General features: G+C 68.0%; 20 protein-coding genes. 3 read left to right on the forward strand and 17 right to left on the reverse strand.

The genetic code is table 11. The annotated features are described in order from the left end of the window. Nucleotides 1-3: 3 nt before the first annotated feature. The 10 genes from dprA to rimM all read right to left on the reverse strand — a co-directional run bounded on the left by dprA (nt 4) and on the right by rimM (nt 7,944). Nucleotides 4-1,329 (reverse strand): DNA-processing protein DprA, encoded by a 1,326-nt coding sequence (dprA, locus tag AACX88_RS08170; RefSeq protein WP_339392546.1) that lies wholly within the window; start codon nt 1,327-1,329, stop codon nt 4-6. Next, nucleotides 1,329-2,963: a YifB family Mg chelatase-like AAA ATPase gene (locus tag AACX88_RS08175; RefSeq protein WP_339392547.1), complete on the reverse strand. Its 1,635-nt coding sequence runs from the start codon at nt 2,961-2,963 to the stop codon at nt 1,329-1,331. Before AACX88_RS08175 ends, dprA begins: the two co-directional genes overlap by 1 nt. Continuing rightward, a complete protein-coding gene (locus AACX88_RS08180) occupies nt 2,960-3,415 on the reverse strand; it encodes a YraN family protein (RefSeq protein WP_339392548.1) in 456 nt (151 codons plus the stop codon). The genes AACX88_RS08175 and AACX88_RS08180 overlap by 4 nt, the downstream gene beginning before the upstream one ends. A gap of 168 nt (nt 3,416-3,583) precedes the next feature. Then, nucleotides 3,584-3,901: a DUF2469 domain-containing protein gene (locus AACX88_RS08185; RefSeq protein ID WP_339392549.1), complete on the reverse strand. Its 318-nt coding sequence runs from the start codon at nt 3,899-3,901 to the stop codon at nt 3,584-3,586. Further along, complete coding sequence (locus AACX88_RS08190; protein WP_339392550.1) at nt 3,898-4,617, reverse strand: ribonuclease HII; 720 nt, start codon at nt 4,615-4,617, stop codon at nt 3,898-3,900. Before AACX88_RS08190 ends, AACX88_RS08185 begins: the two co-directional genes overlap by 4 nt. After that, nucleotides 4,617-5,315, reverse strand: coding sequence for a signal peptidase I (gene lepB, locus AACX88_RS08195; protein WP_339392551.1), 699 nt, complete (start codon nt 5,313-5,315; stop codon nt 4,617-4,619). Before lepB (AACX88_RS08195) ends, AACX88_RS08190 begins: the two co-directional genes overlap by 1 nt. 54 nt (nt 5,316-5,369) lie before the next feature. Next, nucleotides 5,370-6,062, reverse strand: a complete 693-nt coding sequence (gene lepB / locus AACX88_RS08200) for a signal peptidase I (protein ID WP_339392552.1) — start codon at nt 6,060-6,062, stop codon at nt 5,370-5,372. 33 nt (nt 6,063-6,095) lie between these two features. Beyond that, nucleotides 6,096-6,437, reverse strand: coding sequence for a 50S ribosomal protein L19 (rplS, locus tag AACX88_RS08205; protein WP_339392553.1), 342 nt, complete (start codon nt 6,435-6,437; stop codon nt 6,096-6,098). A gap of 170 nt (nt 6,438-6,607) precedes the next feature. After that, nucleotides 6,608-7,435: a tRNA (guanosine(37)-N1)-methyltransferase TrmD gene (trmD, locus tag AACX88_RS08210; protein WP_339392554.1), complete on the reverse strand. Its 828-nt coding sequence runs from the start codon at nt 7,433-7,435 to the stop codon at nt 6,608-6,610. Nucleotides 7,436-7,443: 8 nt separating this feature from the next. Further along, on the reverse strand, nt 7,444-7,944 hold the full coding sequence (gene rimM, locus AACX88_RS08215) for a ribosome maturation factor RimM (protein ID WP_339392555.1): 501 nt from the start codon (nt 7,942-7,944) through the stop codon (nt 7,444-7,446). A gap of 240 nt (nt 7,945-8,184) precedes the next feature. On the opposite strand from rimM, the gene AACX88_RS08220 reads away from it, so the two are divergent. Both AACX88_RS08220 and AACX88_RS08225 read left to right on the forward strand, forming a co-directional pair. Then, complete coding sequence (locus AACX88_RS08220; RefSeq protein ID WP_339392556.1) at nt 8,185-9,672, forward strand: outer membrane protein assembly factor BamB family protein; 1,488 nt, start codon at nt 8,185-8,187, stop codon at nt 9,670-9,672. Then, nucleotides 9,669-11,267, forward strand: a complete 1,599-nt coding sequence (locus tag AACX88_RS08225) for an outer membrane protein assembly factor BamB family protein (protein ID WP_339392557.1) — start codon at nt 9,669-9,671, stop codon at nt 11,265-11,267. The genes AACX88_RS08220 and AACX88_RS08225 overlap by 4 nt, the downstream gene beginning before the upstream one ends. Before the next feature lie 195 nt (nt 11,268-11,462). On the opposite strand, the gene AACX88_RS08230 is transcribed toward AACX88_RS08225, so the two are convergent. From AACX88_RS08230 to smc, 7 genes are all read right to left on the reverse strand, one after another. Then, a complete protein-coding gene (locus tag AACX88_RS08230; protein ID WP_009378338.1) occupies nt 11,463-11,693 on the reverse strand; it encodes an RNA-binding protein in 231 nt (76 codons plus the stop codon). A gap of 1 nt (nt 11,694) precedes the next feature. Beyond that, a complete protein-coding gene (gene rpsP, locus AACX88_RS08235; protein WP_339392558.1) occupies nt 11,695-12,168 on the reverse strand; it encodes a 30S ribosomal protein S16 in 474 nt (157 codons plus the stop codon). Nucleotides 12,169-12,323: 155 nt separating this feature from the next. Then, complete coding sequence (gene ffh, locus AACX88_RS08240) at nt 12,324-13,925, reverse strand: signal recognition particle protein (protein WP_339392559.1); 1,602 nt, start codon at nt 13,923-13,925, stop codon at nt 12,324-12,326. A gap of 197 nt (nt 13,926-14,122) precedes the next feature. Beyond that, a complete protein-coding gene (locus AACX88_RS08245) occupies nt 14,123-15,343 on the reverse strand; it encodes an ammonium transporter (RefSeq protein ID WP_339392560.1) in 1,221 nt (406 codons plus the stop codon). 185 nt (nt 15,344-15,528) lie between these two features. Then, complete coding sequence (gene ftsY, locus AACX88_RS08250; protein ID WP_339392561.1) at nt 15,529-16,671, reverse strand: signal recognition particle-docking protein FtsY; 1,143 nt, start codon at nt 16,669-16,671, stop codon at nt 15,529-15,531. Nucleotides 16,672-16,794: 123 nt separating this feature from the next. Then, nucleotides 16,795-17,196 carry a hypothetical protein gene (locus AACX88_RS08255; RefSeq protein ID WP_211979015.1) on the reverse strand — a complete coding sequence of 134 codons (402 nt, stop codon included), beginning with the start codon at nt 17,194-17,196 and terminating at the stop codon, nt 16,795-16,797. A 218-nt stretch (nt 17,197-17,414) separates the two neighbouring features. Then, nucleotides 17,415-20,975: a chromosome segregation protein SMC gene (gene smc / locus AACX88_RS08260; RefSeq protein ID WP_339392562.1), complete on the reverse strand. Its 3,561-nt coding sequence runs from the start codon at nt 20,973-20,975 to the stop codon at nt 17,415-17,417. A gap of 155 nt (nt 20,976-21,130) precedes the next feature. Between smc and AACX88_RS08265 the strand changes: the two genes are divergently transcribed. After that, complete coding sequence (locus AACX88_RS08265; protein ID WP_339392563.1) at nt 21,131-23,041, forward strand: BCCT family transporter; 1,911 nt, start codon at nt 21,131-21,133, stop codon at nt 23,039-23,041. Nucleotides 23,042-23,100: the final 59 nt, after the last annotated feature.

Below are 23,100 nucleotides of genomic sequence, written 5' to 3' on the forward strand. Positions count from 1 at the left end.
CGGTCAGCGCCTCAGCTTCCTCCATCCGGCCCCGTCGCGTTCGCTCAGTCCCTCGATCTCGAGGAGGGCGAGCGCGGAGAGCGCATCGCCCACGGTCAGCCCGGCTCGCGAGGCGATGGTGCCGACGTCGAGAGCTTTCGTCACCGACAGCGAGTTGAGGCAGATCTTCTCCCTCTCCCCGAGGTCGTCGACCCGATCGTCGCCGCGATCATTCCCACGCCCGGTCTCCGTAACCCGGTCGCCCGCTTCGGGGTGGTGCGCTCCGACCGAACCGCCGTCGTCTCCGGCGATTCGCCCAGCGTCCCGTACTCCCCCGGTGCCGAGATCTCCGAGAGGCAGCTCATCGTCTCGGATGAGGTCGAGGACCTCCCCTGCACCGGTGACGAGTTCGGCCTCGTGGAGGCGGATGAGCCGGTTGGTGCCCGCCGAGGAGGCCGAGTACACCGACCCGGGAAAGGCCGCGACCGCGCGGGAGAGTTCGAGCGCGTGCCGGGCCGTGTTCAGTGCCCCGCTGCGCCACCCGGCCTCGACGACGACCGTGACGAGCGCCGAGGCGGCGATGAGCCGATTGCGCAGCAGGAACCGGTGACGCATGGGTGTCATCCCGGGGGCCGTCTCGGATACGAGCGCACCGTGCTCGAGCACGTGGGCGAAGAGGTCGGAGTTCGCGGCCGGATAGAACCGGTCGACTCCCCCGGCCATGAACGCCAGCGTCGTCCCCTCCCGCGCCAGCGCCGCCCGGTGCGCTGCCGCGTCGATCCCGAACGCACCGCCCGAGACGATCGCGCAGCCTTCTGCGGCGAGATCCCAGGCAAGGTCGGAGGCGCACTTCGTCCCGTAGCCGCTCGCGGCACGGGCACCGACGATCGCGACTGCCCTGCGCAGAGACGGGCCGAGGCCAGCCGTGCCGCGCACCCACAGACCCAGGGGCGCCGCCGGTCCGAGGTCGTTGAGCCCGGATGGCCACTCATCGTCGGCGGGGATGACGAGTCTCCCGCCGAGGCGGACCATTCCCTCGAGATCGTGTTCTCCGTCCGCATCGGCGGCGCGCACCGCCCAGCGGGCCAGCGCCTCGGCGAGCCGTCCCTGACCGGCGAGGTCGCCGATCTCAACGGCGAGCCGGTGTGCGGCTTCCGCCGCAGCGGCCTCACCCCGAGCCACGGCTCGGATGAGTTCGAGGGAGGCGATGGGTCCCACGGCATCGACGAGGCTTTTGAGCAGGCCGTCGCCCGGTTCGCCGATGCGCAGCAGAGCCGCGATCGCGATCCGCTGAGCGGTGGCGGTCGACGCTGCGCCGCGACCCTCGCCGATGCTCTCTGCCGTCTCCATCACGCCTCCTGAGTGCGCAGGGCCAGTGCCGTGGCGATCCGCTCGGCGTCGGGGGCAGCGGCTCCGGCGAGGTCGGCCAGGGTCGTCGCGACCCGCAGCACCCGGTCGTAGCCGCGCATCGTGATCCGGCCGGTCTCGAGTGCCCGGTCGAGACTGCGCAGCGCCTCCGGTCGCATCCCGAAGTGCTCCCGCAGCCACGGCCCCGGGGCGCCGGCGTTGAGCGACCACGGACTCTCCGCGTACCGCTGACTCTGCGCCTGTCTGGCGGCGAGCACTCGAGCAGCGACCTCCGCACTGGGCTCCTGGTCACCGCCGAGGCGAAGATCGGCCGGAGTGATCGGGTAGAGCTCGAGCTGCAGGTCGACTCGGTCGAGCAGCGGTCCTGAAAGACGATTGCGGTACCGCCGTTTGTCCATCGGCGTGCAATGGCAGTCCGAGTTCGCCGCGGACTGCATGCCCGCCCCGCACGGGCACGGGTTGGCGGCCATGACGAGCTGGAACGACGCGGGCAGCACCATCGACCCCCACGCGCGGTGGATGTGGACCTGCCGGGACTCCAGAGGCTGGCGCAGAGCTTCGAGGACGTCCCGGGAGAACTCGGGTGCTTCGTCCATGAAGAGCACACCGTGGTGGGCACGGCTGAGGATGCCGACGGTTCCCGGCTTCCGCCCGCCCACGAGCGCCGAGGCGGTGCTCCGGTGATGCGGTGCCTCGAACGGGGGCCGGTGGTCGAGTTCCTCACCGGCGACGAGTTCCCCGCGCAGCGAGCGCACCGCGGCGACCTCGAGTGCTTGGGCATCGGTGAGTGTGGGAAGGATGCCCGGCAGGCACTGCGCGAGGAGGGTCTTCCCTGCCCCAGGTGTCCCGCGCATGAGGAGGTTGTGACCGCCGGCGGCTGCGACCTCGATCCCGAAGCGTGCTTCCTCCTGGCCCTGCACCTCGGCGAGGTCGTGGAGTTCAGGCCCAGGCGTGGCAGGTCCCGCCGGTTCGATGACGGGCGGGAGCTGGGGAACGGTGAGGGTTCCGCCGTAGACGTTGACGAGTTCGGCCAGCGACGACACCGCCTTCACCTCGGCTGTTCCCAGCAGTGCCGCCTCGGCGCTGTTGCCGGCGGGGACGACGAACCGGTCGAAGCCGGCGAGCAGTCCGGCGTGGAGGACCGGCAGCACCCCGCTGACGGGTCGGATCCGGCCGTCGAGGCCGAGTTCCCCGCAGTGGACGACGGCCTCCGTGTCCGCCGGCGGGATGATTCCGCGTGCTCTGAGCACGGCCACGGCGATGCCGAGGTCGAATCCGGTGCCGATCTTCGGCACGCTGCCCGGGGTGAGGTTGATCGTCAGGTGCTGAGTGGCCACGGGGAGGCCGAGGAATGAAAGTGCCGCGCGCAGCCGCTTGCGCGATTCGCTCACCGAGGCGTCGGGCAGCCCGACGATGTCGATGCCCGGCAGGCCGGAGCTGATGACCGCTTCGATGGAGACGATCCTCCCGGCCAGACCCCAGAGAGCCACGGCCGCAGCCCGGCCGACGACGGTGGACTCCGGTTCGACGATCGTCCCGACCTGGACCGGCTCCCCGGTTTCGACCGGCTCCACGACCGGCTCGCCGTCCTCGACGACCCGCAGATGATCGCTCATGAGTCGACCTGCACATTCCTCACATGGGTGACCAACGGGCGCGGTGACATGACGATGCCGATCGCGTCGATGCGGGTGGCCTGGAAGTACTCGGCCTGAGCGCGCAGCCACAGACCGGAGAGCATGCGGATCTTCCGCAGTTTGGCCGGGGTGATCGCCTCGAGCGGCGAGCCCTGACGCATCGTGCGCCGGGTCTTGACCTCTACGAAGACGACGGTCGAACCGTCGCGGGCGATGATGTCGATCTCACCGTGTCGGCACCGAACGTTCCGTGCGAGGACGACCATGCCCTCGGCTTCGATCCGGGCGACGGCCAGGTCTTCGCCGGCCCGCCCCAAGGCGATCTGCCGCTCACCGCGCGTCAGTGCCCTCTCACCGCGGGTCGACGCCCGCGGCGCCTCCTCCTGGTCCACCTCCGCTTCGGCGGCTGGTGCCTTCGCTGTCCGTGCCATGTGCCCAGGGCATCACGGCCGGAGAGACGAAGGGAAGAGTCGGAAAACGGCCTGTGGAAACCGCGTGGGCGTCCACAGGCCGTGAGCACACGAGTGCGCAGCTATTCACACCCGGCGTACGCACAAGTCAAGCTCACGCGCGTGTCGAATCCAGATGCGGCCGACCTCTCACCGCCCGATCGACGTGGGCGGTTCGAGATCGGACTTCGCGATCTCCTCGATGTTGACGTCCTTGAAGGTGAGCACATGCACCGTCTTGATGAACCGGGCCGACCGGTAGCTGTCCCACACCCAGGCGTCGCGCAGGGTGAGTTCGAAGTAGACGTCGCCGGCGTCGTTGTGGGCCTTGAGGTCGACGTGGTTGGCAAGATAGAACCGGCGTTCGGTCTCGACGACGTAGGCGAAGAGGCCGACGACGTCGCGGTACTCCTTGTAGAGCTGGAGTTCGAGCTGGGCCTCGTAGTCATCGAGATCATCAGTGCTCACGGCGTACCTCTCTTCGCGTCCGGTTCGGTGTGCAGGCGGAAGCTCCGCCGATGGTGGACGCTCGGTCCGTGCTCAGCGATCGCCTGCCGGTGGTGAACGGTTCCGTATCCGACATTCGACTCCCAACCATACTGCGGGTGCACCTCGGCGAGGTCGATCATCCTCTCATCACGGTCCACTTTCGCCACGATACTCGCCGCCGCGATGACCGGAACGCTGCCGTCGCCCTTGATGACGGTGCGCACGGGCGGGAGGTCGAGGTCGGCTGCGGGACCAAATATCCCCAGGCAATCGAGCGTGAGTGGAGCCGAGAGCCAGTCGTGCTTGCCGTCGAGGAGGACCATCGTCCGGCCGGCGGATCCGATCGAGTCGACCACCTCGGTGAGGGCACGGCGAGCGGCGAGGCTGAGGGCCAGCGTCATCCCGAGGGCGTCGATCTCGGCCGGGCTCGTCGACCCCACCGCCGAGGCGTGCGCCCATGATCGGACACGCGCAGTCGCAGCCGTCCGGGAGGCGGCATCGAGCTGCTTCGAGTCATGGATGCCCGCGGGCACCTCGGCTGTGCAGACGACCGCGAGGTCGAAGACGGCGACCCCGACGCTCACAGGTCCGGCCAGGGCACCCCGGCCCACCTCGTCGATGCCGATGACGGTCTCGAAGCCCTCGGCGGCCAGGGCACGTTCGACGCCGAGGTCGTGCAGTCCACGTCCGGCCATCAGCTGACGGTGATTCCCTGCGGTGCGGGCACGTTCGCGAAGACGTCCTTCGGATTGCCCATCCAGCGGATGTGATTGAGGGGCCAGTTGACGAAGAAGACGGTGCCGACGACGTTCTCGGCCGGGACGAACGGCTGGCCATCCTGGTGGTAGCGGGAGTCGGCGGAGTTGCCGCGGTTGTCGCCCATCACCCAGTACTGGCCTTCGGGGACGGTGACGGAGAACTCCATCTCCGAGGGGGCTGTGTCCGGCGGCAAGTATGTTTCGTCGATCGGGGTGCCGTTGACGAGGATCCTGCCCTTGGCATCACAGCATTCGACGGTGTCGCCGCCGACGCCGATGACGCGTTTGACCAGCTGGTTGCCCGCGTCGGAGGGGGCGAGGCCGATGAATTCGAGGACCGGGTTGGGCGTGTAGTTCGAGACCTCGGACCCGGCGAGCCAGTCGTCGGGATCGTCGAAGACGATGATGTCGCCGCGGTTGGCCGGGCCGAACTTCGGGGCGAGCTGGTTGACGAGCACCCGGTCGTCGATCTGCAGGGTGTCCATCATCGACCCCGACGGGATGTAGAACGAACGGACCACCCAGGTCTTCAGCGCGGTGGAGATGAGGAGTGCGATGACGATGATCACCACCGTCTCGGCGAGGCCGCGGAGGATCTTCTTCGAGCGCGGTGGAGCTTGGGGTTCGGGGGTCATTCGTTCGCTTTCGCATCGGACCGCGCCCGGCGCGGGGTGGCTGGAACGAGCGTATCAGTCGAGGCTGGAGCCCTGCCCGATGACCGGGCCGATGACACGGTCGACGGGGATGAAGCCGCCGCCGGGACGCCCGAGCAACGCGCGGGAATCGGTCGAATCGTTCCGATTGTCGCCCATCACCCACATGGTTCCCTCAGGGACTTCGATGGAGAACGCCACCGAGGAGGCAGGCAGCGGCGCGTAGTCCTCGGTCAGCGGCTTGCCGTTGAGCAGCAGCCGGCCCTGTGCGTCACAGCATTCGAGGGTGTCCCCGCCGAGGGCGATGACGCGTTTGACGAAGTAGACGTCGCGGGGACCCACACCGACCCACGAGCCGATCTTCTGCAGCGGGGTGGGCAGGGGGTCGTCGACGAAGGAGCCGCGACCGTCGAAGACGACGACGTCGCCGCGCTGGATGTCTCCGGTCAGCGCATCGGGGCGCCACACGGAGATCGTCTCGCCGACGGTGAGCGTCGGCTGCATCGACTCACTGGGAATCGTGAAGCGCTGGATGACGAAACCGCGCACCGAAGCCCCGAGGATGACGATGACGACGGCGATGATGACGAGAGCTTTCCACCACCTCGGCGAGATGCGGCGCGACGACGGGGAACGGCGGGCCGACGCATCGCCGTCCGCCGGCGAGCCACCCGCCCCCGGAACACGAAAACGCGACCCGGAGGTCGCGTTTTCGTCATGCTGCGGCATGAGGTGTCCGTGCGGCGCTGGGCCGGACGGTCATCAGGCCTTTTCGCGGATGCGAGCGGCCTTGCCGCGGAGGTTGCGCAGGTAGTAGAGCTTCGCGCGGCGGACGTCGCCGCGGGACAGCACCTCGATCTGCTCGACGATCGGCGAGTGCACCGGGAGGGTGCGCTCGACGCCGACGCCGAAGCTGATCTTGCGAACCGTGAACGTCTCACGGATGCCGTCGCCCTGACGGCGGATGACGACACCCTTGAAGACCTGGATGCGCGAACGGCTGCCCTCGACCACGCGGACGTGGACGTTGAGGGTGTCACCGGGGCGGAAATCGGGAACGTCGGACTTCAGCGAGGCTGCGTCGACAACATCGAGCTTCTGCATTGTGCTTCTCCTGTGGCCTCTGCTTCAGGTCGAGGACACGCATATCGGACCGGCGATGCCGGTGGTCGGATTCGTCTGCCGGGATCCCTCCCCTGCTCCACCGGGCTGTGGCCGGCGGCTGAAACGGGCACCCATCCCCCTGAAGCAGGTGGATGCCAACAAACGCGGATCTATTCTGTCACGGGTGCGTCCCCGGACTCAAACCGGTCGAGGACGGCGCGGTCGGCCGCGTCGAGGTCGGAGAGCTCGGCGAGCAGGTCCGGCCTGACCTCGGCGGTGCGTTCGAGACGTCGGTCACGTCGCCAGCGGGCGATCGCGGCGTGGTTGCCGCTGAGCAGGATCTCCGGGACCTCATGCCCGCGCCAGGTCGCCGGCTTCGTGAAGATCGGGTATTCGAGGAGGCCGTCCTCGTGGCTCTCCTCGGTGAGGGATTCGGGGTTGCCGATGACACCGGGGATGAGCCGGCTGACGGCCTCGATCATCACCATCGACGCGACTTCGCCCCCGTTGAGGACGTAGTCGCCGATGCTCATGGGGCGCACATCGAAGGACTCCCCCGCCCAGTCGAGGACCCGCTGATCGATGCCCTCGTACCGCCCGCACGCAAAGACGAGATGTTGGGCGTGCGCAAGATCCTCCGCGATCCGCTGATCGAAGACCTCCCCTGCCGGGCTCGGCACGATGAGGATCGGTCGGGGTGCCTCGCCCGTCCCCTCGCCGAGGCGGTCCTGCGAATCCGCGGCACTGTCCGCCTCCGCCGGTGCCGGACCCCGGCCGAGGACGTGCTCGAGGGCGAGCGCCCAGGGTTCGGCCTTCATCACCATGCCGGCCCCGCCCCCGTACGGGGAGTCGTCGACGGTGCGGTGACGGTCGAAGGCGAAGTCCCGCAGGTCGTGGACGCCGAGGTCGAGCAGCCCCTGGTCGATGGCCTTGCCGATGAGGGAGAGCGTGAGCCCTTCGAGGTAGTCGGGGAAGATCGAGACGACGTCGATGCGCATGGTCGGGCTCACTCGGCGTCGAGGAGACCGGCGGGCGGGGTGAGCACGATCCGCCCGGAGTCGGTGTCGACCTCGGGCACGATCGCGGTCACGAAGGGGATGAGGATCTCGCGGCCGTCGGTGTGCTTGAGGTGGAGGAGGTCCTGGGCGGTTCCGCTCGTGACGTCGACGATCTCGCCGACGGCGTCCTCGCCGACGTAGGCCGTCAGCCCGATGAGGTCATCGAGTGCCCACGCATCGTCTTCGTCGGTCTCGTCGTCCTGCTCGGCGAGGATGAGGGTGTTGCGGATCTCCTCGGCACGCGTGCGGTCGGGCACCTCGTCGAAGGCGAGGAGAAGACGATCACGGTGCCAGCGGGCGGACTTGAGGGTGAGCTCGCCGATGTCGGGGTCCGTCGCATAGGTCATTCCGGGCACGAGGCGCTCGTCGGGTCGGTCGGTGCGGACCTCGACGGTGAATTCGCCTCTGATGCCGTGCGGTTTGCCCAGGCGGGCGATCACCATGTCCATGCGTGCTCCTCATCGCGTGCGAGTGCTCGGTCAGCACCCCTCGATTCATGCTCGACCAGTCTAGTCGGACGTGCCCGGCGCCTCGTTCGGAGTCTGCCCGACCGTGCATGTGAGCCCACTCACCTTGTGATACTTTTGCTGTAGTCGGACCTGCCACCAGCAGTTTCGACCACTCTGCCCCTTGACGCCCCGACGACACCCACTCGAGACACCCGCGGTCCCCGCCACGAAGGAGCTCGCATGCGACCGTCCCCACTCGCCGCTCTCGCCGTCATGGCGCTGCTGCTCTCCGGATGCGGATCCGGGGCATCGGATGAGTCGGATCAGGCCTCCCCCACCTCGGCGCCGAAGGCGGAATGGTCGGACTGGATCGAGCTCGACGCGCCGATGGCGATCATGGCCGCCACCGCCGACTACGCGGTTCTCAGCGAAACGGGAGAACCGAACCTCGCCGTCTACGACCGGTCCGGCAAGGAGCTGTGGACGCTGCCCGAGCCGCAGGACTTCCGACCCGACCTGCCCTCGGCGACGATTGCGAGCAATGGGGAATCGGTGTTCGTCGTCGAACAGAAGGCCCTCACCGCGTTCGACTGGTCGACAGGGAAGCAGCAGTGGGCCTTCGACTTCGCTGAGTTCGGGGAGTGCGTCCTCCCCGCCGACGTCAGCCTCCTCACCTCTCGACTCACCGAGGCGGTGGGCACCGGTGGGACTCTCGTGCTCAACGCCAACGCCGCCGAGAGCTCGTACGATCGGCTCCCCCAGTCGTGCTTCGGTGAGATCACCAGCGACTTCAAGGACGTCGACGTCCTGGTCGGCATCGATGCGAAGACCGGCGAGAAGAAGTGGAGTCAGGCCGACAATCTCAATCACAAGCAGCTCGACGCCGCCCTCAGCCTCGACGGCAGGTTCGTCGACCGGGTCGTGACGAACAAGCTGCCCATCTATCTCGAACGCACTGAGATCGGCACCGGCAAGAAGAAGCGAGCTCGCCTCATGCTCGACGAATGGGGCTATTCGTTCCCCGACCCCGTCTTCATGAGCGATATGGGCCAGGACGAATTCGCCATCGACCTGGGCGGCAACGGGTTCGTGCTCACCCAGGTCGAGAAGTGGACAGAGAGCGTCGACGACGCGAAGTCGTTCCCTCCCGGCGACGCCGACCCGTGCGAAGTCGACGTCTCGACGTCACGGTCGGGAATCCAATACTGTCTCGAGGCACCCAACGGCGAAGGAGACTACCGGTCCAAGCTCGTCCGCGGACTCGCGGCCGACGGGACGCCGGCCCCGGTGACGACGCCGATCACCGATGCACCGTGGACCGCAGCAGGACCGACGAACGTGCCGACCGATCCCGAAACCTCCGGACCCGGCATCTTCGGCATCGATCCGGTCGCCCCACGCGACGGTGCTGACCCGCTCATCGGACTGCCCGGGAAGGACGCCCCGCTGCAGGGGATCAACCTGGCCTCGGGTGAGGTCGAATGGACCGTCCCAGGCGAGAAGGGGACTTACGCCGAGTACACGAGCTACGTCCCTCCCACCGGAGAGTTCGTCACGAGCATGGGCGGCGAGATCGTCGGCATCGACGCAACGAGCGGTGAGGAGACGTGGAGGGAGCCGGCTCCATTCGACGGTGCCTCGCCGATGAGCGCGCAGGGCCCGTTCGTCCTCGTCCGCAGCGAAGACGCGGGGCGGTCCGTTCTGAGAACAGTGGAGGTAACGCAATGAGTTCCAGGTCAGCCCGCGTGAGACGCTCCCGGTCGATCCGTGCGACGGTGGGGCTCGCCTGTCTGGGCGTCCTCGCGCTCGTCGTCAGCGGGTGCAGCAGCGATGAGGAGCCCGGTGACGCTCCTGACTCCGGTTCCGCCTCGGCGCCGGCGGGGAAATGGTCGGACTGGATGAGCTTCGACTCCTCCTCGGTGCTCGGGGCCAACGATGAGAGCTTCCTGCTGAGCACCTCCTCAGGGCGCCCCGCGATCCATACGCGTCGGGGCGAGCTCGTCGCCGAACTTCCGCCGGTCCTCGACGCGACATTCTCTCCCCGTGTCCAGGTCACCCCGGGGAGGATCATCGCCCAGCTCGACGACGACGCCGGCACCGTCGCGGCATTCGACTGGTCGGGGAAGAAGGTCTGGGACCTCGATCCGGGCACCATCGACGAGTGCGCCCCCGGCCCCTACTTCTCGATCCGCCCGTCGGAGTCGATGACGCAGAACATCAGCGCCGGTGCCCGGGTGCTGCTCAACTATCAGGAGCAGTACGCCGACGACGGCATCGTCGCAGACATTCCCGACCAGTGCTACGACGGCAGTCGCGCCGACTACTCCGATGCGACTCACGTCCTCGCTCTCGACCCCGACACCGGGAAGGAGCGGTGGCGGGTCAAGGAAAGAGTCGACGAGCAGGTCGACGGCACCTCTGTCGACCCCACCGGCCGCTTCCTCGATCGCGTCGTGTCCTCACGGGGATACCCGGCACTCGTCCGCACCGAGATCGCGACCGGGAAGTCCTCAGCGGCCTCCGTCGACCCTCTGGCCGTCGGCGGCGATTCCGCGCTGGGCAGCAGATACACGATCGACCACCTCGGCGATGATGTCTTCTATCTCTCCCCCTACGACACGGAGGGCAGCGGCGAACCGGCACCGGTCCGCGTGACGAAGTGGCGCGACGTGGATGCTCCGCCGGATCCGGACGCAGCGACGGGCACCGACACCGAAGTCCTCGACCCGCTCCCCCACGGCGCGTGCCAGATGAGCACGCGGGCCAGCGAATCCGGATTCGTGTACTGCCTTCTCCCGCCCGGCAACGGACCGGACTGGAGGTACAGCGGAGGTCTCGTCGCGACACCGGGGACGGACGCGATCACGCCGCGCACGGCACCGAAGGACCTCAAGCCGTGGTCGCTCGAGGCACCGCAGGAGCTCAAAGACGTTGACGCCGAGGACGAATCCCTGCTCTTCCTCGGGCCTGATCCCGTCATCGCGAGGCCGGGACAGGCACCGCTCATCGTGGTGCCGTCGGGCAAGAACACTGCGGTGGCCGTCGATCTCACCACCGGTGACGAGGTCTGGCGCAGCCCCGACCTCGGCAAGGTCGACCCGACCACGGCCGCCTACGTCGCACAGCCGACCTCTGTGCCGACGATCGGTGAAGTCGTGGTCGCCCACGGCGAGAAGCTCGTCGGCCTCGATGCCACAACCGGCGAGGTCGCGTGGAGCGAAACCGTCGACGGCGGGGTGCAGATGATCACCCACTCCAACGGGGTGCTCGCGGTCAAGGACTCTTCAGGTACGGCACGCGTGAGAGTCGTCGAGGGCGCCTGAGCGAGCGGCCGGAGCGGTGCCCGCCGGAGCGATGCCCACGGCGAGTGATCGCTCGGTTCGCATCCGTATGGCGTGGTCTGATCCACGCCATACGGATGCGAACCGAGCGGTTGCGGGAATCGGCGCCGCACCCCGCCCCGTGAATGCACGAAAGGGCGCCGGCGCATATGCGCCGACGCCCCCGTCGTGGTGGAACTACGCTTCGATGAGGTCCACCCGCACCGACTCACGGCCGGCAAGGGAGTTGATCACAGTGCGCAGGGCCTTCGCGGTGCGACCCGCGCGGCCGATGACACGTCCGAGGTCGTCGGGGTGAACCCTGACCTCGAGCGTCGTCCCACGCTGGGACGACCGGGACCGAACTGCGACGTCGTCGGGATGATCGACGATGCCGCGGACCAGATGTTCGAGCGAATCTGCCAACATGTCAGGCGTTGTCCTCAGCGGCTTCGGCCTGAGCGGCGTCCTCGGCCTCGACGGCCTTGGCGACGTCGTCGGCAGCGGTGTCCTCAGCTTCGACCTCGGCGGCGTCAGCCTTACCGGAGCTCTTCTGCGTGATGGCTTCCTTGATCACCGAGTCGGCGGTCGGAGCCACGAAGGCTTCCTTCTCCGGCTGCGGCTTCACGGTGCTGACGGCTTCGCCCTCACCAGTGAACTTCTGCCAGTCGCCGGTGAGCTTGAGCAGGTTGCGGACCTGATCGGTCGGCTGCGCGCCGACAGAGAGCCAGTACTGCGCCCGCTCCGAGTCGATCTCGATGACCGAGGGGTCGCGCAGCGGCTGGTAGATGCCGATCTGCTCGATCGCGCGACCGTCACGACGGGTGCGCGAGTCGGCGACGACGACGCGGTAGAAGGGTGCATGGACCTTGCCGATGCGGGTCAGACGAATCTTGACTGCCACTGTAGTGGTGTCTCCTTTTGTGTTCTGTTTGCACAGAGATACCGCACAGTCGTGGGGTTGACGTGACGGAGTCTGCGACCTGGACTATCGACTCGAGGCAGAAGAGAGGGCCCGCGCCGAGGCGAAAGTACAAGAGTTCATTGTGCCAGAAAGGGCTACTTCTTTCCACCTGGGAACATCCCGCCGAAGCCCTTGGGCAGCTTCGCGAGATCGAAGTCGTCGTCCCCGCCGAGGTCGACGCCGCCGAAGGCCGAACCGACCGGGTCCTTCGCCTTGCCCGACTTCCGGTCCTGGACAGCCTGCGCCTGCTCGGCGCGCTTGGCCGGGTTGCCCGACTGACCGCCCTTGCGGCCCTTCTTCTTCCCTGCGGCCTTCTTCTTCCGGTTGGCTCCCCCACCAGGCAGTGAACCCAGTCCCGGCATGCCGCCGGCCCCGGGCATGCCCGGCATACCGCCGCCGCGGCCCATGCCGCGCATGAGCTTCTGCGCCTGTGTGAAGCGCTCCATGAGCTGGTTGACCGCGGTCACGGTGGTGCCGGCGCCCTTCGCGATGCGGGCACGCCGGGAGCCGTTGAGGATCTTGGGGTTGCTGCGCTCGTACGGTGTCATCGATCTCACGATCGCCTCGACCCGGTCGACCTCGCGCTCGTCGAAGTTCTCGATCTGATCCTTGTACTGGCTCATGCCCGGCATCATGCCGAGCATCTTCTTCATCGAGCCCATCTTCCGCAGGCCCGCCATCTGGGTGAGGAAGTCGTTGAGGTCGAAGTCCTCGCCGGACTCGAACTTCTTCTGGAGCTTCGCAGTCTCCTTCTCGTCGAAGTTCTTCTCCGCCTGCTCGATGAGCGTGAGGATGTCGCCCATGTCGAGGATGCGGTCGGCCATCCGGTCGGGATGGAACTGCTCGAAGTCGGTCATCGACTCGCCGGTGGAGGCGAACATGATCGGTCGGCCGGTCACCTCGGCGACGGAGAGGGCGGCGCCGCCACGGGAGTCGCCGTCGAGCTTCGAGAGCACGACACCGGTGAAGTCGACGCCTTCGAGGAACGCCTCGGCGGTCTTCACGGCGTCCTGACCGATCATCGCGTCGATGACGAAGAGGACCTCGTCGGGGTTGACGGCGGCACGGATGTCCGCGGCCTGCTGCATGAGCTCTTCGTCGATGCCCAGGCGACCCGCGGTGTCGACGATGACGACGTCGTGGAGCTTCGACTTCGCGACCTCGATCGCGTCGGTGGCGACCTTGACCGGATCGCCCACGCCGTTGCCGGGTTCGGGGGCGTAGACGACGGCACCGGCCCGCTCACCGACGATCTGCAGCTGTCCCACGGCGTTGGGGCGCTGGAGGTCGGCGGCGACGAGCATCGGACGATGCCCCTCGGACTTCAGCCAGTGGGCGAGCTTGCCGGCCAGCGTCGTCTTGCCGGCACCCTGGAGTCCGGCGAGCATGATGACCGTGGGCGGGCGCTTGGCGAAGGTGAGGCGACGGGTCTGCCCACCGAGGATGGCGACGAGTTCCTCGTTGACGATCTTGACGACCTGCTGGCCCGGGTTGAGCGCCCCCGAGACCTCCTCCGACAGCGCCCGATCGCGGATCCGCCCGGTGAAGGCGCGGACGACGGGCAGGGCCACGTCAGCGTCGAGCAGGGCTCGACGGATCTCGCGGATGGTGGCATCGACATCGGCTTCCGAGAGCCTGCCCTTGCCGCGCAGATTCTTGAAAGTCGCGGTGAGCCTGTCGGAGAGGGAATTGAACACGTGCACGCCTTCTTCAGATTGGTCGACTCCCTAGCCTAACAACTCCCCCTGGGAGGTCCGAAACCCCGCCGGACACGAGAACACCCCACCTGCGGCGTCTGCTGGAACCGCGGGTGGGGCGTCCTGTGAGCACTCCGGCGTACTCCCCCGCCTCGGTGTCCGGCGAGACCGACCGGCGCCGAGGCGGGAGCATCGGGTCAGCGGAAGGAGTAGGCCCTCTCCGCGTGTTCGACGTTGTCGATGCCGTCGAGTTCGTCGCGCGGATCGATCCGCAGACCCATGGTCTTGCGCAGCACGAGCGAGATGACGAGGGTCACCGCTCCGGCGTAGACGATGGCGACGATGCAGGCTACGATCTGGGCGATGAGGAGTTCGAGTCCGCCGCCGTAGAAGAGTCCCGCAGCCGTCTCCGCGGTGGGCACGGCGAAGAATCCGATCATCACGGTGCCGATGATGCCGGCGACGAGGTGGACGGCGACGACGTCGAGGGCGTCGTCGTAGCGCAGGCGGTTCTTCGCGACGACCGCGAAGTAGGCTCCGGCGCCGGCGGCGATGCCGATGAGGATCGCGGCGTAGGGTTCGACGTCGGCACAGGCCGGGGTGATCGCGACGAGGCCGGCGATGAGTCCGGAGACGCTGCCGATGCTGCTCGGTCGTGAGGCCCGCAGGCGTTCGATGGTGATCCACGTGATCATGCCGGCGGCCGGGGCGACGAGGGTGTTGACCCAGATGAGTCCCGCCTGTTCGATCGTCGAGGCGGCTCCGCCGTTGAACCCGAACCAGCCGAACCACAGGAGGGCGGCACCCAGGACGGTGATGGGGATGTTGTGCGGCTTGTGCGGGGTGGAGAAGCGTGCCCGGCGGCCCATGACGACGACGAGGACGAGGGCGGAGATGCCGGCGTTGATGTGGACGACGGTGCCGCCGGCGAAGTCGATCGCGGGTCCGAAGACACTGCCGATCGCGCCGTCGGCCGACAGGATCCCGTCACCCCAGACCATGAAGGCCAGCGGGCAGTAGACGAGGGTGACCCAGGCGGCGGAGAAGACCAGCCACGTGGAGAACTTCGCACGGTCGGCCACGGCCCCGGCGATGAGGGCGATCGCGATCATCGCGAACGTCGACCCGTAGCCGATGGAGATCAGCGTCTCCGGCTGGTTGGCGACGGCGTCGGCGAGGCCGAGCTGGCTGAGCGGGTTGCCGACGATCCCGGCGATCGAGTCGCCCGAACTCAGGCCGTAGCCGTAGAGCACCCAGACCAGCGCCCCGACGGCCATGGCCGAGAAGACCATCATCATCATGTTGATGCTCGAACTGATCCGAGTCATCCCTCCGTAGAAGAAGGCCACGCCGGGGGTCATCAGCAGCACGAGCCCCGCAGCGACCATCATCCACACATTCACTGCATCGAGTTCCATGTCTCTGTCTCTCTGTCGTCTCAATCGGTTCCGGTGCGCCCAGTCTTCAGGGGCGAGGTCACGGGAATGATTCGACGATGTTTCGAGAATGTGACGAGGGCCTCAGGTGAGGCGGAATGCCTGGTCAGAGGCAGTGAGAAGCCCGCTGAGACCGATTGTTCGACTGTCTCAGCGGGCGGGATGTCTCAGTCGAGGAGAGCGTCGACGAACCCTTCGGCGGTGAATGGGGCGAGGTCGTCGGCACCTTCGCCGAGGCCGATGAGCTTGACCGGGACCCCGAGCTCGCGCTGGACGGCGATGACGATGCCGCCCTTCGCGGTGCCGTCGAGCTTCGTGAGCACGATGCCGGAGATGTCGACCGCCTCGGCGAAGACCTTGGCCTGCTGCATGCCGTTCTGCCCGGTCGTCGCATCGAGGACGAGGAGGACCTCGTCGATGTCGTGGCCCTCGCCGAGGGGACGGGTGGCCACGCGCTTGACCTTGCGCAGCTCGTCCATGAGCCCGACCTTGTTCTGCAGGCGACCGGCGGTGTCGATGAGGACGACGTCGGCGTTCTCCGCCTTTCCCTTCTCGACGGCGGCGTAGGCCACCGAGGCGGGGTCGGCGGCCTCCTCGCCGCGCACGGTCTCCACGCCCACGCGCGAACCCCAGGTCGTCAGCTGGTCGGCGGCTGCGGCGCGGAAGGTGTCGGCGGCACCGAGGAGGACGGACTTGTCCTCGGCGACGAGGACGCGGGCGATCTTGCCCACCGTCGTCGTCTTGCCTGCGCCGTTGACGCCGACGACGAGCATGACGGCAGGATCTCCTGCGGTGCCGGAGGTGGCGAGCTCACGGTCCATCGTCGGATCGACGAGCTTGATGAGCTCCTCGCGCAGCAGTCCCCGAACCTCGTCGGGATCGCGAGTGCCGAGCACTTTGACGCGTTCGCGGAGGGTGTCGACGAGTTCGGAGGTCGGCTCGACGCCGACGTCGGCGAGGATGAGGGTGTCCTCGATCTCCTCCCAGGTCGCCTCGTCGAGGGTGTCGCGGGAGAGCAGGTTGAGCAGTCCGCGGCCGAGCCCGGAGTTCGACTTCGCGAGCCTCTCGCGGAGGCGGACGAGGCGACTGGCCGGTTCGGTCGGCACCTCGGAGCCGGCCGCCTTCTCCTTCTCCTTGGCCACGGCCTCGGTGATGTCGTCGATCTTCAGTTCGCCGGTGAAGTCGGCGTCGATCGACTGGTCCTCGCCGAATCCCTTGCGTTGGGCGTTGATGCGCAGGCTGATGCCCAGCGCCACGACGAGGATGAAGACGATGGCTGCGACGATGAGCAGGATGATCGGCTGGTCCATTGCGGGACGTCCTCCTTGGTCTGCTGTCCTAGCGCCGTAAGGGTTACGGCCTGGTCTCCGTGAACGTGTCACGGGCGGTGCCGCGCGCGGACAGTCCCCTGCCCAAGGCGGTCAGGGGTGGTCTCAGGTGCCGCGGGAGCCGAAGAGCAGACCGGCGGTGGTGCGCCAGCCGGTGCCCGAATCGGGGATCTTCCAGTGGCGGGTGCGCGGCCGGACGGTGAGCAGCGAGGGTGCCGCATGTCGGCGCGGCTGCGGGCGGAGCACGTACGAGTGGTCGCGGATCGCGGTGACGGCGGCCTGTTCACGGGTGGCCAGGTGGGAGGTGCCGTCGTCGTGGCCGAAGAACTCGTGGACTTCGTCGTCGTAGCCGGTCCACTGGCCGGGCAGTCGGAAGCGCTGCACATCCGAGGAGTACCGCAGCCGTCCTTCCGCGCGCAGCCCGGGAAGGGCGACGAGGAGCACGACGACGAGGGCGAGGGCGAAGGAGATGGCGAGTCCGACGATGACGACGAGTACTGCATTCATGCCAGGCAGTCACCCCGTGGTTCAGCCGACTCGGCCATGGACGTCCCGCTCCTCATAAGTTCTCGACAGTGCTTCTTCGTCCCACAAGTCTATAGTCCCTGCACAGGGCTGGAGTCACACGGGGTGGCGTGGCCGCTGGAGAATTCCCTGGGACTCCGCTGAATGCCCCCGACACGCAGGCTCACCGCGCCCGGGCACGCGTGCCCCGACACTCAGGCTCACTCCTCGGGGCGGGTCGGGATGCGCTGGGAGATCACCTTCGAGACGCCGTCGCCGTGCATCGTCACCCCGTAGAGGGCGTCGGCGATCTCCATCGTCCGCTTCTGGTGGGTGATGACGATGAGCTGGCTCGAATCCTGCAACTCCCTGAACACCGTGAGCAGACGGGAGAGATTGAGATCGTCGAGGGCGGCTTCGACTTCGTCCATGACGTAGAAGGGGCTCGGCCGGGCTTTGAAGATCGCGACGAGCATCGCCACGGCCACGAGTGAGCGCTCCCCGCCGGAGAGCAGCGAGAGTCGTTTGACCTTCTTGCCCGCCGGCCTCGCGTGGACGTCAACGCCGGTGGTGAGCATGTCGTCGGGGTCGGTGAGGCTGAGGCTGCCTTCGCCGCCGGGGAAGAGGCGGGAGAAGATGTCCTCGAACTCGCGGGCGGTGTCGGCGTAGGCCTCGGCGAAGACGCGTTCGACGTGCCGGTCGACCTCGTCGACGAGCTGCATGAGGTCCTTGCGGGAGGATTCGATGTCGGCGATCTGCTTCTCGAGGAACTGGTGGCGCTCCTTGAGCGCTTCGTACTCCTCGAGGGCGAGCGGGTTGACCGTGCCGATCCGCGCCAGCTGCTTCGACGCCTCCTTGTGCCGCTTCTCGACCTCGGAGCGGACGTAGGGCCGCTCCTCCTCCCCATCCTCGAAGCCGGGCACCGGGGTGTCGGGTCCGAAGAGTTCGATGAGCCGGTCGATGCCGAGTCCCGTCTCCTGCTCGGCGCGGTGCTCGATCTCCTCGAGCTTGAGCCGGTACCGCTCCTTCGCGAGCTCGGCCTCCGCGGCGGCGTCCTTGAGCCGGCCCAGTTCCTTCCGCGTCTGACCCAGTTCCTCGCCGAGGCGGCCCTTCTCCTCCCGCAGGCCCGCGCGCTCGTCGACGAGGACGCCGATGGTCTCGGCGAGTTCGGTCACGGTCGCGGCGGCGAGTGCTGCGGCCTCCTCGGCGACCTCGGCGATCGTCAGCGCCGAGGCGGCGGCGGTGGTCTTGCGGACGATGGCCCGCTGCGCCTGTTCCCGGGCGGCCTCCTCGGCGGCGGCCTGCCGGGTGAGGGAGTCGACGCGGTCGCGGAGGAACCGTGCGCGGTCGGTTGCGGCCTTGTGTGCGATGCGGGTTTCGATGACGTCTTCGGAGGTCTGGGAGACCTCACGGCTGAGCGCGTCCCGGTGTGAGGTGTCGACGACCTCGTCGACGTCCTCGACCCCGGCCAGCGCCGCCTCGGCGGTGTCGGCGTCCTGCTGGGCTGCGGCGAGGCGGCGGCGGAGTTCGGTGTCGTTCTCCCCGGCCCGGCTCAGGCGGGTCTCGTCGGCGGCGATCTCACCGGTGATCCGGGAGACCTCCTCGGCGGCGGCCATGATCTGCGCATCGGAGGAGTGGAGGGCCTCGAGGGCCGCGGCGGTGACGGGTTTCGCCTCGGCGAGCCTCAGTTCGGTTGCGGCGATGTCGGCGTCGAGCCCGGTCACGGTCGCTTCGAGTCCGGCGATCGTCTCCTCGGTCTCGGTCAGCGCCGTCTGCGAGGCGAGCCGAGTGCCCGAGGCGGTGCGGGCGCGGCTGACCCGGGTCGAGGTGATGACCTCGCCGTGGACGGTGACGGCGGTGAGCTGCGGGTCCGCGTCGACGACGGCGAGCGCGGCGGCGGCGTCGGGGGCGCAGACGACGGCGGCCAGGGCGGTCCTGACGAGGGTGTCGAGGGCGGGGTCGTCGGCGCGGACGAAGTCGGCCAGGCGCTGGGGTCCGGCGTCTCCGCCCTTGCCGGATCCTCCCGCCGAGGCGGTCGCCTCGGCTGTGCCTGCAGGGGCCGGGCGGGTTCCGCTGGGGATGGTCAGGGAGACGTTGGTGTCCTCGCCGAGGTGGTCGAGCACCGTCAGTGCCGCCTGCCCGGAGTCGACGATGACGCCGCTCACGGTCGTCGACAGAGCCGCGGCCACGGCCATCTCGTACCCGGTGGTCACCGTGAGCTTCTCCGTCACGGCCGTCTCGACACCGGGCAGGCCGGAGGAGACGATGTCGTTCAGGTCGGCTTCGAGTGCCGTGCCGAGTGCCAGTGCTTCGGCACGGGCGCGGGCGGAGGCGAGTTCGGAGGCCGCCTCGGCGCGCTTCGCCTTCTCCTCCCGCAGCTGCGCTTCGAGGTCGGTCTGGGCTGCCTTCGCCGTCTCATAGGTCTCATCGAGGGTGGTCTCGCCCTCTTCGACGGTCTCGACGGCGGCTTCGGCAGCGGTGAGGGCTGCGCGTCGGTCGACGAGTCGGGTCTCGATCGCCTTGATCTCACTGCGGCCGGCTTCGATGCGGGCCTGCAGGTCGGTGATGCGGGAGCGTGCCTGCTCCTGGCGGGAGTGGAGGGTCGAGCGGTTCTTCACCGCCTCGGTGATGGCGATCTGCGCGGCCTTGACGTCGGCTTCGGCTGCGCGCAGGGCGGCGGCGAGTTCCTCTTTGCGGGCGTTCGCCGTCTCGAGGGCGGCCGTCGAGTCGGTGACGGCCTCATCGGCGGCGCTGAGCTCCGCCGTGATTCCCTCGGCCTGGCTGCGCAGCTCATCGGGTGAGCGGCCTTCGCGCCGGCCGAGGCTGGTGACCTCGGAGAGGAGGTGGGAGCGTTTGTCGCCGGCCCGGCTGGCCAGGCCGCTGGCGCGCACGGCCTGGGTCTGGGTGCGGGATTCCGCGGTGCGCATCTCCTCGAGGTCGCCCTCGACGGTGGCGAGCCGGGTCTCGATCTCGGTCAGCCGGGACTCCGCCTGCGCGCGGCGGCCTTCGAGGTCGGCGATCCTCTCCGTGTGGTCGCCTCCTCCGTCGGAGGCGGCGAAGAGGGAGGCCTGCAGGCGCACGGCATCGTCTGCGAGGAGTCGGGCGGTGGCATCGCGGAGGGTCGCCTGGACGGTGGCGGCCCGGGCGGCTGCCTGGGCTTGGCGTCCGAGGGGTCCGAGCTGCCGGTTGAGTTCGGTGCGCAGATCGCCGAGGCGGTCGAGGTTGGTCTGCAGGCCGGTGAGCTTGCGGACGGCCTTGTCCTTGCGGCGGCGGTGCTTGAGGACGCCGGCGGCCTCTTCGATGAAGCTGCGGCGTTCGATGGGGTCGGCGTGGAGGATCGCGTCGAGGCGGCCCTGGCCGACGATGACGTGCATCTCTTTGCCGAGCCCGGAGTCGTTGAGGAGCTCCTGGATGTCGAGGAGTCGGGCGGGTGCCCCGTTGACGGCGTATTCGCTGCCTCCGGTGCGGAAGAGGGTCCGGGAGATCGTCACCTCGGTGTAGTCGACGGGGATGGCTCCGTCGGAGTTGTCGATGGTCAGGGTCACCTCGGCGCGGCCGAGGGCCTGACGCTTCGAGGTGCCGGCGAAGATGACGTCGTCCATCTTCCCGCCGCGCAGGTTCTTCGCCCCCTGTTCGCCCATCACCCAGGAGAGGGCGTCGACGACGTTGGATTTGCCTGATCCGTTGGGGCCGACGACGCAGGTGATGCCCGGCTCGAACTTCAGGGTCGTGGCCGAGGCGAAGGATTTGAATCCGCGCAGGGTCAGGCTTTTGAGATGCATCGTGCCCTCAAGCATAGCGGGGGCCGGACCTGCGGCCCGGACGCTCTGTTGCCTGGGTCACATATTTTGGTAGTGTGCCTCTCACCTCGCCGTCGAGACCAGGAAGGATCGCCGCGCACGGCCGTCTGAGGCGACCCGATGCGGCAACCGAACCCATGAGCGATCCATCGAACACCTCCGGCAGCGCAGACGACTCCGGCCTCGGAGCCGGCAACGGCTTCGACCGCACGCGCGAACTCATCACCCACCTGCAGAATCCGCCGACGAAGAAGCGGTACCTGCGCCGGATCGGCCTCGACAAGCCGGTCTTCTTCACCGCCGGGTTCCTCGCGGTCGCCTTTGTCGTCTGGGGCTTCATCTCGCCGGAGAGCCTCGGCGTCGTCGCCGGTGCCGCCCTGACCGGGGTGATGGACAACTTCGGGTGGCTCTTCGTCATCGCCGCCACGGTCTTCACGATCTTCGTCATCGTCGTCGCCGTCAGCCGGTTCGGGCGGATCCCGCTCGGCAGGGACGGGGAGAAGCCGGAGTTCCGCACCTCCTCGTGGATCGCGATGATGTTCGCCACCGGCATGGGCATCGGCCTCGTCTTCTCCGGGGTGGGCGAGCCTCTGTTCTTCTACATGTCTCCCCCACCGAACACCGTCGACGGGTCGACCGCCGAGGCGATGGGCACGGCCATGGGCACGACGCTGTTCCACTGGACCCTCTACCCGTGGGCGATGTATGCGATCGTCGGCCTCGGCGTCGCCTACGGCTCGTTCCGGCTCGGGCGCTCCCAGCTCTTCTCCTCGATGTTCACCCCGCTCTTCGGCGAACGCGTGGTCAACGGCGTCGGCGGGAAGATCATCAACATCCTCGCGATCCTCGCCACCCTCTTCGGCTCGGCGTGCTCGCTCGGTCTCGGGGCCATCCAGATCGGCGGCGGCATCCAGACCGCGGGCATCCTCCCCGATGTTTCCTCCCCCGTGCTCGTCCTCATCATCGCGATCCTCACCGCGGCCTTCGTCGCCTCGGCCGTGTCCGGGGTGGAGAAGGGCATCCAGTGGCTGTCGAACATCAACATGGTCCTCGCGGTCATCGTCGCCGCGATCGTCTTCATCGGCGGACCGACGCTGTTCATCCTCAACGTCATCCCCTCCTCGGTGGGCTCGTTCATCGAGGATCTGCCGCAGATGGCCTCGCGGACGGCGGCCAACGGAGTCGGCGTCAACGAATGGCTGTCCTCGTGGACGGTCTTCTATTGGGCATGGTGGATCTCGTGGTCGCCCTTCGTCGGCCTCTTCATCGCCCGCATCTCCCGGGGTCGGACGGTGCGTCAGTTCGTCACCGGTGTCCTCATCGTCCCCTCGGTGGTCTCGACGATCTGGTTCGCGATCTTCGGCGGCGGCGCCATCGGCATCCAGGAGCGCGCGGAACGCGGTGAGGGCACTGTCCGGGCGCTTGCGAGCATCGTCGACGGCGAACCGGACATCAAGATGGACACGATCCTCTTCGACCTCCTCGGCGCGCTTCCCCTGCCCAATCTCATCGCGATCATCCTCATGATCGTCACGGTCATCCTCATCGCGATCTTCTTCGTCACGGGAGCCGATTCGGCGTCGATCGTCATGGGCACGCTCTCGGCCAACGGGGCACTCGAACCGGGCAGGCGGCTCGTCATCTTCTGGGGTGTCGCGACGGGTGCGGTCGCGGCGGTGATGCTCCTGGCCGGGGGCAGCGATCCCTCCGAGGCGCTCAACGGGCTGAAGAACATCACGATCGTCTCCGCGCTGCCGTTCGTCATCGTCATGCTTCTGCTCTGTGTGGCCCTGTGGAAGGACCTGTGTCAGGATCCCCTCGTCATTCAGCGGGAGCTTGCGACCCATCTGCTCGACCAGTCCGTGGCGACCGGTGTCAATGAGTACGACGGCGGCGTGTTCGGTCTGGCCACCTCGGAGTTCAGCCAGGTCCCCGGTGACAGGGGCAGGCTGGACGGCTCAGACAGTTCGGACAGTCCAGAATCCATCCGGACCCGTTCCGGAGTCGGGAAGAGCGGAGACGCTCCAGCCGCGAACAAATCCAAATAACATCACAATCGCACATAACAGGAGAGTCGGAAACATAGAACGATACTAAACGATCAGCC

The organism is Brevibacterium metallidurans, from assembly GCF_037101285.1.
In the GTDB taxonomy this organism is placed as follows: Bacteria; Actinomycetota; Actinomycetes; order Actinomycetales; family Brevibacteriaceae; genus Brevibacterium; species Brevibacterium metallidurans.